At 64.6% G+C, this 16,557-nt stretch carries 15 protein-coding genes; 6 read left to right on the top strand and 9 right to left on the bottom strand.

Annotated features, from left to right (window positions below; translation table 11 throughout):
• Positions 1-38 precede the first annotated feature (38 nt).
• Positions 39-1,676, bottom strand: a complete 1,638-nt coding sequence (locus tag LW136_RS19755) for a putative bifunctional diguanylate cyclase/phosphodiesterase (RefSeq protein ID WP_234175290.1) — start codon at positions 1,674-1,676, stop codon at positions 39-41.
• Positions 1,677-1,921: 245 nt separating this feature from the next.
• On the opposite strand from LW136_RS19755, the gene rep reads away from it, so the two are divergent.
• Positions 1,922-3,931, top strand: a complete 2,010-nt coding sequence (gene rep, locus LW136_RS19760) for a DNA helicase Rep (RefSeq protein ID WP_234173775.1) — start codon at positions 1,922-1,924, stop codon at positions 3,929-3,931.
• A 98-nt stretch (positions 3,932-4,029) separates the two neighbouring features.
• Positions 4,030-4,647 carry a PAQR family membrane homeostasis protein TrhA gene (gene trhA / locus LW136_RS19765; protein WP_234173777.1) on the top strand — a complete coding sequence of 206 codons (618 nt, stop codon included), beginning with the start codon at positions 4,030-4,032 and terminating at the stop codon, positions 4,645-4,647.
• A gap of 1 nt (position 4,648) precedes the next feature.
• On the opposite strand, the gene LW136_RS19770 is transcribed toward trhA, so the two are convergent.
• The 5 genes from LW136_RS19770 to gap form a co-directional block, all read right to left on the bottom strand.
• A complete protein-coding gene (locus LW136_RS19770) occupies positions 4,649-5,434 on the bottom strand; it encodes an IclR family transcriptional regulator (protein ID WP_234173779.1) in 786 nt (261 codons plus the stop codon).
• Between the two features lie 90 nt (positions 5,435-5,524).
• Positions 5,525-7,027, bottom strand: coding sequence for a CoA-acylating methylmalonate-semialdehyde dehydrogenase (locus tag LW136_RS19775; protein ID WP_234173782.1), 1,503 nt, complete (start codon positions 7,025-7,027; stop codon positions 5,525-5,527).
• A 4-nt stretch (positions 7,028-7,031) separates the two neighbouring features.
• The gene (locus LW136_RS19780; protein ID WP_234173785.1) at positions 7,032-8,198 is read right to left on the bottom strand and encodes an iron-containing alcohol dehydrogenase; all 1,167 of its coding nucleotides are present in this window, start codon (positions 8,196-8,198) and stop codon (positions 7,032-7,034) included.
• A 167-nt stretch (positions 8,199-8,365) separates the two neighbouring features.
• Positions 8,366-8,944: a cyclodeaminase/cyclohydrolase family protein gene (locus LW136_RS19785; protein WP_234173787.1), complete on the bottom strand. Its 579-nt coding sequence runs from the start codon at positions 8,942-8,944 to the stop codon at positions 8,366-8,368.
• Positions 8,944-9,954 carry a type I glyceraldehyde-3-phosphate dehydrogenase gene (gap, locus tag LW136_RS19790; protein WP_046618372.1) on the bottom strand — a complete coding sequence of 337 codons (1,011 nt, stop codon included), beginning with the start codon at positions 9,952-9,954 and terminating at the stop codon, positions 8,944-8,946. The genes LW136_RS19785 and gap overlap by 1 nt, the downstream gene beginning before the upstream one ends.
• Positions 9,955-10,139: 185 nt before the next feature.
• Here gap and LW136_RS19795 point away from each other — a divergent pair, with 185 nt between their 5' ends.
• The 4 genes from LW136_RS19795 to LW136_RS19810 all read left to right on the top strand — a co-directional run bounded on the left by LW136_RS19795 (position 10,140) and on the right by LW136_RS19810 (position 14,604).
• The gene (locus LW136_RS19795) at positions 10,140-11,675 is read left to right on the top strand and encodes an alpha-amylase family glycosyl hydrolase (protein ID WP_234173790.1); all 1,536 of its coding nucleotides are present in this window, start codon (positions 10,140-10,142) and stop codon (positions 11,673-11,675) included.
• 2 nt (positions 11,676-11,677) lie between these two features.
• Positions 11,678-13,297, top strand: a complete 1,620-nt coding sequence (locus LW136_RS19800) for an alpha-amylase family protein (RefSeq protein ID WP_234173792.1) — start codon at positions 11,678-11,680, stop codon at positions 13,295-13,297.
• A gap of 10 nt (positions 13,298-13,307) precedes the next feature.
• The gene (locus tag LW136_RS19805) at positions 13,308-13,895 is read left to right on the top strand and encodes a 3-keto-disaccharide hydrolase (RefSeq protein WP_234173794.1); all 588 of its coding nucleotides are present in this window, start codon (positions 13,308-13,310) and stop codon (positions 13,893-13,895) included.
• A 136-nt stretch (positions 13,896-14,031) separates the two neighbouring features.
• On the top strand, positions 14,032-14,604 hold the full coding sequence (locus LW136_RS19810; RefSeq protein ID WP_234173795.1) for a xanthine phosphoribosyltransferase: 573 nt from the start codon (positions 14,032-14,034) through the stop codon (positions 14,602-14,604).
• Between the two features lie 61 nt (positions 14,605-14,665).
• Here the strand turns inward: LW136_RS19810 and LW136_RS19815 are convergent, their stop codons facing one another.
• From LW136_RS19815 to LW136_RS19825, 3 genes are all read right to left on the bottom strand, one after another.
• On the bottom strand, positions 14,666-15,199 hold the full coding sequence (locus LW136_RS19815) for a cupin domain-containing protein (RefSeq protein ID WP_234173802.1): 534 nt from the start codon (positions 15,197-15,199) through the stop codon (positions 14,666-14,668).
• A gap of 135 nt (positions 15,200-15,334) precedes the next feature.
• Entirely contained in the window at positions 15,335-15,760 is a 426-nt protein-coding gene (locus tag LW136_RS19820) for a c-type cytochrome (RefSeq protein ID WP_014821785.1), read from the bottom strand.
• A gap of 161 nt (positions 15,761-15,921) precedes the next feature.
• Entirely contained in the window at positions 15,922-16,470 is a 549-nt protein-coding gene (locus LW136_RS19825; protein ID WP_003297842.1) for a cupin domain-containing protein, read from the bottom strand.
• Positions 16,471-16,557: the final 87 nt, after the last annotated feature.

Raw genomic sequence — 16,557 nt, forward strand, 5'->3', positions numbered from 1 at the left:
GCCGAGCTGCGTCCTGGCGCCGGCCAGGACGCGGTCGATCAATGCGCCAGGCCGGCTGCCAGTCGCTCGGCGCTCATGAAATGCAGCAACTCGGCCAGCGGCAACGGCTGGCTGACCAGATAGCCCTGCACCTGCTGCGCGCCGAACTGGCGCAGCAGCTCGAGCTGCTCGGTGGTCTCGACGCCCTCGGCCACCACATCCAGATCCAGGTTGTGCGCCAGGCCGACCATCGCCTGCACCAGCTGCGACTTCTCGGGCCGCACGACCATGCCGGCGACAAAGCTCTTGTCGATCTTCAGCAGGGTGATCGGCAGGCTGGACAGGTGCACGAACGACGAGAAGCCGGTGCCGAAATCGTCCAGCGAAAAGCGCACGCCGAGCTCGCCCAGCGCATGCATGGCGCTCTGTACCTGCTCGCTGCGGCGCATCACCGCGGTTTCGGTGAGTTCGAATTCCAGCCAGTGCGGGTCGATGCCGCGCTCGTCGATCAGCCGGTTGAGCGTCGGCAGCAACTGACTGTCCTGAAACTGGCGGAACGACAGGTTGATCGCCATGTGCAGTGAATCCGCGCCGCCCTCATGCAGGCTTTGCAGATCGCGCAGCGCGCGGGCGATCACCCAGTAGCCGAGCGGCACGATCAGGCCGCTCTCCTCAGCCATGGGAATGAAGGCTTCCGGCCCTAGCAGCCCTCTTTCCGGGTGCAGCCAGCGCACCAGTGCCTCTAGTCCGACGATGCGCCCGCTTTCCAGGCACAGCCGCGGCTGGTAGTGCAGCTCCAGCTCACCGCGACGCAACGCACGGCGCAGCTCGCCTTCCTGATCGGCGAGGCTGCGCGCGCTGCGGCTGACCTGTTCATCGTAGAAACACCAGGTGCAGCCCTGGGCCGCCTTGGCCTGGCGCATGGCGATCTGCGCGTGCCAGAGCAGCGGATCGGCGTCGATCCCCTCGCTGGCACGCGCCAGTCCGACGCTGCAGCCGAGCATCAGGCTCTCGCCCTCCACCCAGTAAGGCTCCGCCAGTGCTTCGACGATGCGATCGGCGACCGCCACGGCGCGCTCCGGATCGTCGCGGGTATCGAGCAGCAGTGCGAATTCGTCGCCGCCCAGCCGCGCCAGCATGTCGCCGACCTCCAGCTGCGCCTTGAGCCGCGCCACCACCTGCAGGATCAGGCGATCCCCGGCCTGGTGGCCGAGGGCATCGTTGACGTGGCGGAAGTTGTCGAGATCGAGATAGCCCAACACCAGGTCCTGTTCCTGATGTTCGGCCAGGGCATCGAACAGCAGCGTCTGGAAGCCCTGGCGGTTGACGATGCCGGTATGCGGGTCCTGCTCGGCCAGCCTTTGCAAGGTTCCCTGCAGGTTGCAGCGCTCGCGCACGTAGCGCAGGCAGCGGCGCAACACCTCGGCACTGAGCTGGTCGCCCACCAGCCAGTCGACCGCGCCTTCCGGCATCTGCGTCGGTTCGTCGTCGAGCAGCAGAATCAGCGGCCAGGGGAAGCGTTCGGCGAGCGCCTGGCATTCCGGTGTCGCCAGCAGCAGGCAGGGCGTTTCCAGATACGCGCTGGCCGTGTCCCAATCCGCCGCAATGATCAGCCGTTCCTTGCCATGCGAGCCCTGCAGGCAGGCGCGAAGGCGCTCGGCCCATTCGGGTCGATCAGCCAACAGCAACAGCGGCATGGATTGAGCGGGCGCTGGCAAGCGGCCTCCGGACTCGGTGATTTGCAAGACGGGCGCTACACGCCCGATTTCCGCACAGCCCTATGCAAACGCCCTGCCTCCTGCAGCGCGCACAAGACTAATCCATTATTTCGATCAGCCAAGCCCCAACTGCGACGATCGGTGATTTATTGAACCTGCAACGGGCCAGCATCGGCGCGGCAGCCTGTTAAACTCCCGCCCCCGCTTCGAATGACCTGAACACCATGTCCCGACTCAACCCTCGGCAGCAGGAAGCCGTGAACTACGTCGGCGGCCCACTTCTGGTGCTCGCCGGTGCCGGCTCCGGAAAGACCAGCGTGATCACCCGCAAGATCGCCTACCTGGTGCAGCATTGCGGCATCCAGGCCCGCCACATCGTCGCCATGACCTTCACCAACAAGGCCGCGCGCGAGATGAAGGAGCGCGTCGGCAGCCTGCTCAAGGGCGCCGAGGCGCGCGGCCTGACCGTGTCCACCTTCCACAACCTGGGCATGAACATCATCCGCAAGGAATACGCACGCCTGGGCTACAAGCCCGGCTTCTCGATCTTCGATGACGGCGATATCAAGGCGCTGCTCACCGACATCATGCAGAAGGAGTATTCCGGCGATGACGGCGCCGACGAGATCAAGAATTACATCGACAGCTGGAAGAACGACCTGATCCTGCCCGACGAGGCCCTGGCCAACGCGCGCAACCCCAAGGAGCAGACCGCCGCCATCGTCTACCTGCACTACCAGCGTACGCTCAAGGCGTACAACGCGGTGGACTTCAACGACCTGATCCTGCTGCCGGTGAAGCTCTTCCAGGAGCACGCCGACATTCTGGAAAAATGGCAGAACCGCATCCGCTACCTGCTGGTGGACGAATACCAGGACACCAACGCCAGCCAGTACCTGCTGGTCAAATTGCTGGTGGGCATGCGCAACCAGTTCACCGTGGTCGGCGACGACGACCAGTCGATCTATGCCTGGCGTGGCGCGCGTCCGGAAAACCTGATGCTGCTGAAGGAGGATTACCCGTCGCTGAAGGTGGTGATGCTGGAGCAGAACTACCGCTCCACCAGCCGCATCCTCAAGTGCGCCAACATCCTCATCGCCAACAACCCGCACGTGTTCGAGAAGCAGCTGTGGTCAGAGATGGGCCATGGCGACGAGATCCGCGTGATCCGCACGCGCAACGAGGACGCCGAGTGCGAGCGTGTGGCGCTTGAAATCCTCACCGAACACCTGCGTACTCAGCGCCCCTACAGCGACTTCGCCATCCTCTACCGCGGCAACTACCAGGCCAAGCTGATGGAGCTGAAGCTGCAGCACCACCAGATTCCCTATCGCCTGTCCGGCGGCACCAGCTTCTTCGCCCGCCAGGAGGTGAAGGACCTGATGAGCTACTTCCGCCTCTTGGTCAACCCGGACGACGACAACGCCTTCCTGCGGGTGATCAACGTGCCGCGCCGCGAGATCGGCTCCACCACCCTGGAGAAGCTCGGCAACTACGCCAGCGAGCGGGGCATCTCGATGTACGCTGCGTCCGACGAGATCGGCCTCGGCGCGCATCTGGACAGCCGTTACGCCGAGCGCCTATCGCGCTTCAAGCACTGGATGGACAACGTGCGCCAGCAATGCGTGGTCAACGAGCCGATCGCCGCCATCCGCAGCATGGTGATGGATATCGACTACGAAAACTGGCTCAGGCAGAACGCCTCCAGCGACAAGGTGGCCGACGCGCGCATGGGCAACGTCTGGTTTCTCGTCGATGCGTTGAAGAGCACGCTGGATAAAGACGAAGATGGCGACATGACCATCGAGGACGCCATCGGCAAGCTGGTGCTGCGCGACATGCTCGAGCGGCAGCAGGAAGAGGAAGAAGGTGCCGAGGGTGTGCAGATGATGACCATGCACGCCTCCAAGGGCCTGGAGTTTCCCTCGGTGTACATCATCGGCTTCGAGGAAGAAATCCTGCCGCACCGTTCCAGCATCGAGGCCGACACCATCGAGGAAGAGCGGCGCCTGGCCTATGTCGGCATCACCCGTGCCAAGCGCAACCTGGCGCTGACCTTTGCCGCCAAGCGCAAGCAGTACGGCGAGGTGATCGACTGCACGCCGAGCCGCTTCCTCGACGAGCTACCGCCGGAGGACCTGGTCTGGGAAGGCCAGGAAGACGCGCCGGTGGAGGTCAAGGCCGCGCGCGGCAACGACGCCCTGGCGGCGATGCGGGCGATGCTCAAGCGCTGATCGCCACGCCCTTCTTTTCGAGGGGCATTCAGCACCGGTTTGTATCCCGTCATCTAACCGCGGCATGCTTGGCCGATCGCGGTTTCTGGAGGGATTCGATGTACCACGGCGAACGCTTCAATGCCTGGACGCACCTGGTCGGTGCTGCGCTGGCGTGTCTCGGCGCGATCTGGCTGCTGGTCCTCGCCGCACTCGACGGCTCGCCGCTGAAGATCGTCAGCGTGGCGATCTACGGCCTCAGCCTGATCCTGCTCTACAGCATCTCGACGCTGTACCACAGCCTGCGCGGGCGGGCGAAAGTGGTCATGCGCAAGCTCGATCACCTGTCGATCTACCTCTTGATCGCCGGCAGCTACACGCCGTTCTGCCTGGTCACCCTGGCCGGCGCCTGGGGCTGGACGCTGTTCGGCATCGTCTGGGGCCTGGCCGTGATCGGCATGCTGCAGGAAATCAAGCCGCGCTCCGAGGCGCGGGTACTGTCACTGGTGATCTATGCGGTGATGGGCTGGATCGTGCTGGTGGCGGTCAAGCCGCTGTTCGCCGCCCTCGGTGGCGCCGGTTTCAGCTGGTTGCTGGCCGGCGGCATCTGCTACACGGTGGGCATCGTGTTCTTCGTCTTCGACGACCGTTTCCGCCACTGGCATGGCATCTGGCACATCTTCGTGATGGTTGGCAGCCTGCTGCACTTCATCGCCATTCTGTTCTACGTGATCTGACTCAGCGCGGCTCCAGCGCCGCCACGCTGCCGAGCACCGCTTCCAGCTCGCTCGCCGCGGCGCGCAGCCGTGGCACGAACTCCAGCAGCTGCGCCATCGAGCAGCGAATCACCGGCGCATGGCTGAACAGGCAGGCCAGCAGCTCGCCGTCGGCATCCCGCACCGGCACCGCACAGGCGACCATGCCGTCGATGAACTCCTCGCAGTCGGTTCCCAGCTGTTCCTCGCGTACGCGGGCCAGGTCATCGCGCAGCGCGCCGAGATCGGTGAGGGTGTTGCGCGCCATGCGCTGCAGCGGCAGGCGCGGCAGCACCCGCTCCAGCTGCTCTGGCGGCAGCGAGGCCAGATAGAGCTTGCCGCTGGCGGTGCACCAGAGCGGCGTGTGGCTGCCGATCGGCAGGTTGATCTGCAGCGGCCAGTTGGTCTGCACCCGATCGAAATAGAGCATGTCCAGCCCGTCCGGAATCGCCAGACCGCAGGTCTCGCCGATGGCTTCGGAGAGCTGGCGCAGGATCGCCTGGCGCAGCGCCTTGTGCCGGCTGCTGCGCAGGATGTTCAGCGCCGCGACATGCAGGCGCTCGCCCGGCAGCAGCCCGCCGCGCAGGCCGAATTGCAGGAAGCCTTCCTTTTCCAGAGTCTGCACCAGCCGGTGCGCGCTGGCCTTGGGGATGTCCAGGCGCTCGGCCAGCGCGGTCGGGCTGAGCGGCTCCTTCGCCGCCGCCACCGCCTCGATGATTTCCAGCACGCGGGTGATGGAAGAGCCTTTCTCGCGGGGAGTGCTGCGCATCGTCTGCCTTGTCGTTCGATGAGATGGACGCCCCACAGGGCGCCCGGGAGTGTAGCGACCGGCACCGCCAGTGCAACGGTACCGCGCGGGCTACTTCATGGTCGGCATGGCGAACTCGGTGCCGGCACGGATACCGGTGGGCCAGCGCCGGGTGACGGTCTTCATCCGGGTGAAGAAACGCACCCCATCCGGGCCGTGCATGTTCAGCGGGCCGAACACCGAGCGCTTCCAGCCGCCGAAGCAATGGAAGGCCATCGGCACCGGAATCGGCACGTTGACGCCAACCATGCCGACCTTGACGTTCTCCTCGAACTGCCGCGCGGTATCGCCGTCACGGGTGAAGATCGAAGTGCCGTTGCCGAACTCGTGGTCGTTGATCAGTTGCAGCGCCTCATCGAAGCCCTTCACCCGTACCACCGCCAGCACCGGGCCGAAGATTTCCTCGCGGTAGATGCGCATGCTCGGCGTGACCCGGTCGAACAGCGTCGGGCCGACATAGAAGCCGTTCTCATGGCCCTCGACCTGGATGCCGCGGCCGTCGCAGATCAGCGTTGCACCCTCCTCCACACCCAGATCGATGTAGCCGCTGACCTTCTGCTGGTGCTCGCGGGTCACCAGTGGCCCCATGTGCGGCTCGGGCTCGACGCCCAGACCCGGGCCGGTACGCATCTGGCTGATTTCAGCTTTGAGCATCTCGACCAGCTTGTCAGCCACCTCGTCACCGACGCACACCGCCACGGAGATCGCCATGCAGCGCTCGCCGGCCGAGCCGTAGGCCGCGCCCATCAGCGAGCTGACCACCTGCTGCGGATCGGCGTCGGGCATCACCACCATGTGGTTTTTCGCGCCGCCCAGGGCCTGGCAGCGCTTGCCGTGTGCCGAGGCGGTGGCATAGATGTATTCGGCGATCGGCGTCGAGCCGACGAAGCTGACCGACTGCACGCGCTCGTCGGTGAGCAGCACGTCCACGGCTTCCTTGTCGCCGTTGACGATGTTCAGCACGCCGGCCGGCAGCCCGGCTTCGGCCAGCAACTCGCCGAGCAACATGGTCGCGCTCGGGTCCTTTTCCGAGGGCTTGAGCACGAAGGTGTTACCGCAGGCGATGGCCACCGGCAGCATCCACAGCGGCACCATCGCCGGGAAGTTGAACGGGGTGATGCCGACGCAAACGCCGAGCGGCTGCATCAGCGAGTTCGAATCGATGTCGCGGCCGACGTTGGAAGAAAACTCGCCCTTGAGCAGATGCGGGATGCCGCAGGCGAACTCGACCACTTCCAGCCCGCGGGTGACTTCGCCCTGGGCGTCGGAAAAGACCTTGCCGTGCTCGCTGGTGATCAGCCGGGCGACGTCGTCGCGGCGACGTTCGAGCAGTTCATTGAAGCGGAACATGACCCGCGCGCGCACCAGCGGCGGGGTCTTCGACCAGCCTTCGAAGGCGGCCTGGGCGGCGGCGATGGCCTCGCGGGTTTCATCGGCCGAGGACAGCGAAACGTACAGCCGCGGCTCGCCAGTGGCCGGGTTGTAGACGGTGGCGTGGCGCTCGGAGCGGCCGGCGACGGCCTCGTTGTTGATCAGATTGCCGAGGGTCTGCATGGCTTCACTCCTGGTTCCAGACGGTTTCGTAGAGGTCGATGATTTCCGCTTCCGTGGGCACGCGCGGGTTGTTGCCCGGCGAGCCGGAGGCCAGCGCCTGACGCGCCATGGTCGCGCGCAGCTCGAAGAAGCGTTCGCGGGTGATGCCGAACTGTTCCGGGCTCGGCACTTTCAGCTCCTGATTGATTGCGCGCAGTTCGGCGAGCAGCTTGTCGTTCGCCACCTCGACGCTGTCGGTCTGCGCGGCAACACCCATCGCCCGCGCGCAGTCGGCGTAGCGCTCGGGCGCGGCGGGAATTGAGAAAGCGGTGATCGCCGGCAGCAGCATGGCGTTGGACAACCCATGCGGCACATGGAAGAAGGCACCGATCGGCCGGCTCATGCCATGCACCAGCGCCACCGAGGCGTTGGAGAAGGCGATCCCGGCCAGGGTCGCGCCGAGCATCATCGCCTCGCGGGCGGCACGGTTGCCAGGCTCATTGAAGGCCGCGCGCAGGTTCGGCGCGAGCAGTCGCATGGCTTCCAGCGCCTGGGCATCGCTGTAGAGGCTGGCCTTGCGGCTGACATAGGCCTCGATCGCGTGGGTCAGTGCGTCGATGCCGGTGTCGGCGGTCACCCGCGGCGGCAGCGAGAGGGTCAGCTCGTAGTCGATCAGCGCGGCGATGGGCATGAAACCAAGGCCCGCGCAGAGCATTTTCTCGTCGCTGGTCTCGTCGGTGATGATGGTGAAGCGCGTCGCCTCCGAGCCGGTGCCGGCGGTGGTGGGGATGGCGATCAACGGCAGGCCGGCTTCGCTGACATCGCGCGGGAAGCGGTAGTCGCGCATCTCGCCGCCGAACTTGCCGAGTATGCCGATGGCCTTGGCCGAATCGATCGGGCTGCCGCCGCCGAGGGCGACGATGGAATCGAAATCGCCTTCGCGGACCATTTCCACACCCGCTCGAATCGAAGCAGCGGTCGGTTCGGGCAGGGTATCGGGGAAGCACTGACTGGCGATGCCAGCCTCTTCCAGCTGGCCGGCGATGCGTGCGACATAGCCGAGCTCGACCATCATGCGGTCGGTGACGATCAGCGGGCGATTGCAGCCCAGCTCCTTCAACACGCGGGCGAGTTGCCCGCTGGCGCCAGCGCCGACTTCCATCAGGCGCGGCAGGACGATGCGATGACTCATAGCACTCTCCGAAATGGACCGCCTGACAAGCTGGCAGCTTCTTATTCTGAGACTTTATGTCTCACTATCGAAACTGGAGAGTAGAAAGCGAACTGACAGCCGTCAATAAAAAACGAGACCCGATGGTCTCGTTTTATCTGCTGCGTGGTCGTTATCTGCCATACCGATCAACCCGAAGGTCGCCGGTAGTGGTTTGCCGCCATGGCCAGTCGCTCGGCCACCGCCTGCACCCGTGCCCGTGCTTCCGAGTCGCCCAGCCCCTGCAGATCGGCCTCGACGTTGAGCAGTACGGCATCGACGCCGGCGACCAGCAACAGCACTGCCGCCTCGACATCACAGCGCAGCGACGGCTCAACCATCGGCAAGGCGCGCTCGGCAACGCCCAGCGCCTCGACGCAGGCATGCGCCGTCGCCAGCGGCACCGCGCATGCCTGACGCGACAAGTCAGGCTTCCGGCCTTCGTCGTCCTTCAGATAGTCGGAAAAGACCGCAACGTCATCATCGGCAAAGGCACCGGGACGACCAAGCAGTGATCGGGCTTCGGCCAGCAGCGCCTCGCAGGAAGCATCGCTGTGCGCCGCACTGACCCGCAGCGCCTTGACGATCAGCGCCACGGCCAAGTCAGCCGTGACTGCGGTAACCGCACCGCAGCCGGGCAACGCACGCTCGGCCACGGAATGGCGGAACTGCGCGAGGCTCAGCTGCCAGAGCCCCTGCCCCGCGCCCGGCCGGTCGGTTTCGCCCATCAGGCCGACTTGGCGCCGTCCCAATGCAGCAGCACATCGAGCATGCGGTTGGAGAAGCCCCACTCGTTGTCGTACCAGGCCATCACCTTGACCAGCTCGCCCTGCACGCGGGTCTGGCTGAGGTCGGCGACGCAGGACGCCGGATAGCCGTTGAAGTCGCAGGAGACCAGCGCTTCCTCGTTGCACTCCATGACGCCGGCCGGCAGCTTCTGCGCCCCGGCACGCAGGATGTCGTTGATCGCCTCGACGCTTTCCGGCGCGTTCTCGGCGATAAAGGTCAGGTCGACCAGCGAGACGTTCGGCGTCGGCACCCGCACCGAGAGGCCGTCCAGACGCCCGGCCAGCTCCGGCAGCACCAGCCCGATCGCCTTGGCCGCACCGGTGGTGGACGGAATCATCGACAACGCCGCGGCACGCGCGCGGTAGAGATCGCTGTGCGCCTTGTCCAGCAGGTTCTGATCGTTGGTGTAGGAGTGCACGGTGTTGAGCAGGCCCTGGCGGATGCCGACCGCCTCGTGCAGCACCTTGGCCAGCGGCGCCAGGCAATTGGTGGTGCAGGAAGCATTGGAGACGACGCGCTGATCGCCGAGCAGCTGGTGATTCACGCCGTAGACCACGGTCAGGTCGCCGCCATCGAGCGGGTGCGAGGCGAATACGCGACCAGCCCCGGCCTGCAGGTGCTGCTCGATCAGCGCGCGCTTCTTGAATTTGCCGGTGCACTCGAGCACCACATCGACGCCCAATTCCTTCCACGGCAGCTTGGTCGCATCCCGCTCGGCCAGCAGGCGGATCGCCTGGCCACGCACCACCATCGATTCGCCTTGCAGCTCTACCGGCTCGGGGAAACGACCGAAGGTCGAATCGAATCGGGTCAGATGCACCAGCGTCTTGTGGTCGCTGAGATCGTTGATCGCGACCACCTGTACCCGATCCTGCAATCCACGCTCGAACAGCGCTCGTACGACGGCGCGGCCGATACGTCCATACCCGTTGATGGCAATACGTAGCATGCAAATCTCCTCGGAGGGGTTGAAAGTCTGTCGTTAGCTTAGGCGGAGTATCCACCCTTGCGTTCATCGCGGACCGACCAGGATCAATTAACCGGCGAACCCATGTGCCGTTGGCCAGTCGTAAACCTGACAGAGCGGCCGTGCAGGATCGGCCACGACCTGAGACGAATCAGGGGGTACATGGCATGAGCGAGACAACCCAGGCACCGTGGTGGAAGGGCGCGACCGTTTATCAGATCTACCCGCGATCCTTTGCCGACGGCAACGGAGACGGCATCGGTGACCTCAATGGCGTGCTGCGCCATCTCGATCATCTGCAACAGCTGGGCGTCGATGCGCTGTGGTTGTCGCCGATCTTCCGCTCACCCATGGCCGATGCCGGCTACGACATCAGCGACTATTGCGATATCGATCCGCTGTTCGGTTCGCTGGCCGATATCGACCGGCTGATTACCGAAGCTCATGCCCGCGGTATCCGGGTGCTGCTGGACTTCGTGCCCAATCACACCTCCGATGAACACCCCTGGTTCGTCGAGTCGCGCAGCTCGCGGGACAACCCCAAGCGCGACTGGTATGTCTGGCGCGACCAGCCGAACAACTGGCGCGCCGCGCTGGGCGCCGGCAGCGCCTGGACCTGGGACGAGCACACCCAGCAATACTACCTGCACCTGTTCCTGGCCAAGCAGCCGGACCTCAACTGGCGCAACCCCGAGGTGGTCGAGGCGATGCACGACGTGCTGCGCTTCTGGCTCGACCGCGGCGTGGACGGCTTTCGCATCGACGTCATTCATTGCACCGGCAAGGACCCGAGCTTCGCCGACGACCCGCGCTGCCAGGCTGGCCAGCCGCTGTCGGACTTCAACGACCAGCCCTACAGCCATGAAGTGCTGCGCGGCCTGCGCAAGCTCATCGACAGCTATCCCGGCGACCGCATGCTGGTGGGTGAAGTGAACATTCGCTCCACCGAACGGCTGCTGCAGTACTACGGCGCCGGCGACGAGCTGCACCTAGCCTTCAACTTCAATCCGCTCGATGCGCCCTGGGACCCGGTGCTGTTTCGCACCTGCATCCGAGAGGTCGAGCACTGGCTGCAACCCGCTGGCGCCTGGCCAACCTGGGTGCTGTCGAATCACGACAACGTGCGCCAGCGCAGCCGTTACCAGGGCTCCGAGCGCGCCGCCCGTGCCGCTGCGGTAATGCTGCTGACGCTGCGCGGTACGCCGTTCATCTATCAGGGTGAGGAATTGGGGCTGGAAGACGCGGTTATTACCGCCGAAACCCGAACCGATCCGGGCGGCCGCGATGGTTGTCGCGCCCCGATTCCATGGCAGGCCCAACCGCCACATGGCTGGCAAGGTGCAGAACCCTGGCTGCCCTTCCCGCCTGACGCCAACGAGCTGGCAGCCGAGCGACAGACTGGTGAAACGAACTCCATGTTCGCGCTCTACCAGCGCCTGCTGGCCGCTCGCAAAGCCAGCCCGGCGCTGCATCACGGTGACTTCGAAGAATTAGCCTCGCACCCCGAGGTACTGGCCTATCGCAGGCAGCACGGCGACGACCGCCGTCTGGTCTGCATCAACTTCTCCGACCAGCCCCACGCCCACCCGCACGCCGGAGAATGGCACGTCGAGATCGCCAGTGACGGTGTCGGTGAAGGCGCTCCCTACAACGGCACCCTTAACCCAGGGCAGGCCGTCGTGCTGCGCCCAACGGAGAACTGAGCATGCGTCCACTCTGGTACCGCAACGCGGCGATCTATCAGATCGATCCCACCCTGTTTCGTGACAGTAATGGAGACGGCTGCGGCGATCTGCGCGGCATCACCGAGCGCCTCGACTACATTCGCGGCCTCGGCTGCACGGCCGTATGGCTCATGCCGTTCTATCAGTCGCCCTTCGAGGATGCCGGCTACGACATCACCGACCATCTACAGGTGGACAAACGTTTCGGCGATCTGGCCGACATCGTCGCTCTGTTGGAGAAGGCCGAAGAGCTGGGCCTGCACGTCATCATCGAGCTGGTAGTGCAGCACACGTCCATCCAGCACAAGTGGTTCCAGGAGGCGCGCCGCGACCGCAACTCGCCCTATCGCGACTACTACATATGGGCCGACGAGCCCGACGACTTCATGGAGCCGATTTTCCCGACGGTCGAAGACAGCATCTGGACCTGGGACGAGGAAGCCGGCCAGTACTACCGCCATCTGTTCTACAAGCACGAGCCGGATCTGGACCTGACCAACCCGAAGGTCATCCACGAGATCGAGCGGATCATGTCGTTCTGGCTGCGTCTGGGTGTTTCCGGTTTCCGCATCGACGCCGCGGTGCACATGGTGCGCCAGGCAGGCGGCGGTGAACTGGAGAAAGGCTACTGGCTACTCGAACACATGCGCGACTTCGTGACCATGCGCCGGTCCGAGACCGTGCTGCTCGGCGAGATCGACACTGATCCGGAAAAATACGTCGAATACTTCGGCGACGAGGCCGATCGCGTCACTCTGCTGCTGGATTTCTGGACCAACAATCACCTGTTCCTGGCCCTGGCACGGCAGCAGGCCGAGCCGCTGGTGCGCGCCCTGAACAGCCAACCGCTGCCGCCCAGTCATTCGCAATACGGGCTGTGGATCCGCAACCACGACGAGCTGAGCCTCGATCGGCTGGAAGAGGATGAGCGCAAAGAGGTGATGGACACCTTCGCCCCCGACGAAAACATGCGCGCCTACGATCGCGGCATTCGCCGACGCCTCGCGCCGATGCTCGACGGCGACGAGCGACGCATCGCGGCCACTCATGCGTTGCTGTTCTCGCTGCCCGGCACGCCGATCATCCGCTACGGCGAGGAAATCGGCATGGGCGATGACCTCGACCGCCCCGAGCGACTGGCCGTACGCACGCCCATGCAGTGGTCCAACGAACCCAACGCCGGATTCTCCTGTACCAAAGGTGAGCTGGCCGCACCGGTAATCGACGAAGGGCCCTTCTCGTACGAGAAGATCAACGTGTTCGCACAAACCCTGCGCAGCGACTCGCTGATGGCGCGCACCGGCAACATGATCCGCACCCGCATCGGCCTGCGCGAGATTGGCATCGGCAAGCGCACAACCGTCGAGGTGAACGACCCCGCCGTCTTTGCTATCCGCCACGACAACGGCTCGACGGTGCTGATGCTGGTCAATCTTGCCGACAAGGAAACCACCATCGAGATCACCGAGGACGACCTTCAGGACATGGTCGATGTGCTCGCCGACTGCGACTACGGGCAGCCGGAAGGCTCACCGCTGAAGATTCGCCTCGGGCCCTACGGCTATCGCTGGCTGCGGCGCAAGCAGCAACTGTTCGGATGAGGAGCGGCTGATGAATCTCGACGCAGCACAATGGCACGCCTGGCATGGCGCAACCTTTCCCGACGAAAGCTGGTACCGCGACGACGATGAACAGCTGTGTGCCATTGTCGGCGCCCCGCGGGTCGACTTGGTCTCGCGCGAGCGCTATGGCGATTTCATCCTGCAGTTCGAGTTCGCCCTACCGGTGGGCGGCAATTCCGGGGTCTTCTACCGCGTCGACGAAAGCGCCGGCCTCGCCTGGCACAGCGGGCCGGAAATGCAGCTGCTGGATGATGCCGTTCACCCCGACGGCGAAGAACCAACCACCCGCAACGGTGCCCTGTACGGCCTGCTCGCGCCCGAAAAGGAAACCCCAATCGCACCCGGCAGCTTCATGCACGCAGCGCTGATCGTGCGCCAGGGTGCGGTCGAGCACTGGCTGGACAATCGCATGGTGCTGGGCTATCGGCTGGACGATCCGGTATTGCGTACCCGCATCGGCACCAGCAAGTTCGCCGACAAGCCGCTGTTCGCCCAGGCGCCGGTCGGGCATATCGTCCTGCAGCACCACGGCGAGGCCGTGCGCTTTCGCCGCCTGTCGATCGAAGCGCTGGGCTGAACGTCGGCCTTGGATCGGCACGCCGAATTGAGCGAGAATGCGCGGCTTTTCCAGGCTGCGAAACGCAGTGACGGCAGAAGCGCCCCGGCGCCAAGCGTCAGGCAAGCCGCGGCCGCCCACGCTTGAGGTAGCGTTCGTGGAACAGCTGAAAGATAAGATTCGCAGTCAGGGCATCGTGCTTTCCGACCGGGTACTGAAGGTCGACGCGTTCCTCAACCACCAGATCGATCCCGCGCTGATGCAGGCCATCGGGCAGGAATTTGCCCGCCTGTTCCGCGATGCCGGCGTCACCAAGATCGTCACCATCGAAGCCTCCGGCATTGCGCCGGCCGTCATGGCCGGCCTGGAGCTGGGCGTGCCGGTGATCTTCGCCCGCAAGCACCAGTCGCTGACGCTGCAGGACAACCTGCTAACCGCCACGGTCTATTCGTTCACCAAGCAGGTGGAAAGCACCATCGCCGTGTCCACCCAGCACTTGTCCTCGAACGACCGCGTGCTGATCATCGACGACTTCCTCGCCAACGGCAAAGCCGCCAAGGGCCTGATCTCGATCATCAACCAGGCCGGCGCGAGCATCGCCGGCCTTGGCATCGTCATCGAAAAGGCCTTCCAGGCCGGTCGTCAGGAGCTGGAAGAAGCCGGTTACCGCGTCGAGTCCCTGGCTCGCGTCGCCTCGCTGGCTGATGGGCAAGTGCAATTCATAGACTGAGTGCAGGTCATTGGCTGAGTGCAGGTCATAGTCCGGGCGCAGCTCAAAAGCTGAACCCGGCTCAACCGGCCGGCGGCGCCTCTGCGCGCCATAGCGCCACCAGCGCACCCTGCGTGCCTGCCAGCGGATCACTGATGGGCACGCCGACTTGGGCAATTCGCTCACGCGCCTGATCATGGGTGGCCGCGTCAGGCCGCTGCATGTCGTACTGCTGGCCGACCGGATAACCCGCCACCACCTGAAAATCTGTGCTGGCCTCGAGCGCGCAATGCCCCGTCCCGGCCGGTAGCACCAGCGCGTCGCCCGCCTTCAGCTCGACCTCCTGACCGTTATCACCACCCAACATGACCCGCGCCCAGCCGCTGGCCACGCCGAGCGCTTCGTGGGCGGTGGAATGGTAGTGATGGTAGTCGTAAACCGTCCCACGCCAGGCAGACGGCCACAGATGGCTGTCGAACAGTCGCTCGAAGGCTTCCGCGGGGCTTGGTCCGGCCAATGGCAGCTGGCGGTAGATCAGCACCGGATGCGGGCTGTTGGGCGTGCGCCCGTCACTGGCCAGGTGCAGCTGTTCGGGTTGTGGTGCGGAACTGGGCATGCGGGGCTCCTCTGTCGTCACGGGAATCCGACCGGTGGGCCGTATCGAATTCGACTCGAGAGCTGCCTGCTTTGCTCACCGCAGAAACGACAAAGCCGCCCGGAGGCGGCTTTGCTGGTGACGCCTGGCGCTCGATCAGAGGCCGGACATGTGCTGGATGGCGGCCTTCAACTCGTCATCGGAGCAGTCGCCACAGGTGCCCTTCGGCGGCATGGCATTGATACCGCTGATGGCGTGCTTGAGCAGGCCGTCCAGACCACCGGCAGCATCGGCACGGGCCGTCCAGGCTGCACTGTCACCGGTCTTCGGCGCGTTCAGCAGGCCGGAGCCGTGGCAGGCAGTGCAGAACTTGCCGTACACGTCGGAACCGCTACGGGCGGCACCACCGGCGGCTGCGGCAGCGCCGGCACCAGCGGCTGCGCACTCTTCACCTTGAATACATACTTCGCCCACCGGCTTGAGGCGCTCAGCGATTGCTTCGTCGGTCGCAGCCTGAGCGCTCATTGCCCACAGGGCCAATACGGCAGTCTGTGCTACCAGGATCTTCTTAATCAGGTTCACCTTACACCCTCATTGTGGCTAGACACGCCCGCGGCCACGGTATCGCGAGCGGCGGTCAGTATAACGGCAAGCCATGCCAGCCGAAACAATACGAAAGGCCCGGCGTTTCTCCGCGACGCTTTGTCGCAGCGCAACTTTCGGATGAATCAAGGCCGATGCGGTTAAAAGTTCGCCGGCGTCGTCGCGCTGATCAACCGTGCCGGCGCGTCGTAAGGATTGCGGAAACGATGCGGCTTGCTGCTCTCGAAGTAGTAGCTATCGCCGCTCTCCAGCACGTACACCTGACCGTTCACGGTCAGCTCCAGACGGCCTTCGACCAGCATCCCCGCCTCCTCGCCCTGGTGCGAGAGCATGTCCATTCCGGTGTCGGAGCCCGGCGGATAGGTCTCGTCGAGAAAGGCGATGGCTCGTCCCGGATGCGCCTTGCCCACCAGTTTCATGCTCACTGCGCCGTCGGATATATCGATCAACTCGCCGGCCTTGTAGACCACCTGGGTGTCGCTGTCCTGCTCGAAGTCGGGGGAAAAGAACTCCACCAGCGACATGGGAATCCCACTCAGCACCTTCTTCAGCGAACTGATCGAGGGGCTGACGCTGTTCTTTTCGATCATGGAAATGGTGCTGTTGGTAACGCCGGCACGCTTGGCGAGTTCACGCTGGGACAGACCCTTGAGCTTGCGGATGGTTTGCAGTCGAACGCCAACGTCCAATACGGGAGCCCCCTTTCAAGAGCGATGCGAAGAGGGGGCTATCATGGCAATGGCGTTCAGAATTTACAACACTGGCTCCGGACGAGC

The organism is Stutzerimonas kunmingensis, assembly GCF_021432085.1.
Taxonomy (GTDB): Bacteria; Pseudomonadota; Gammaproteobacteria; order Pseudomonadales; family Pseudomonadaceae; genus Stutzerimonas.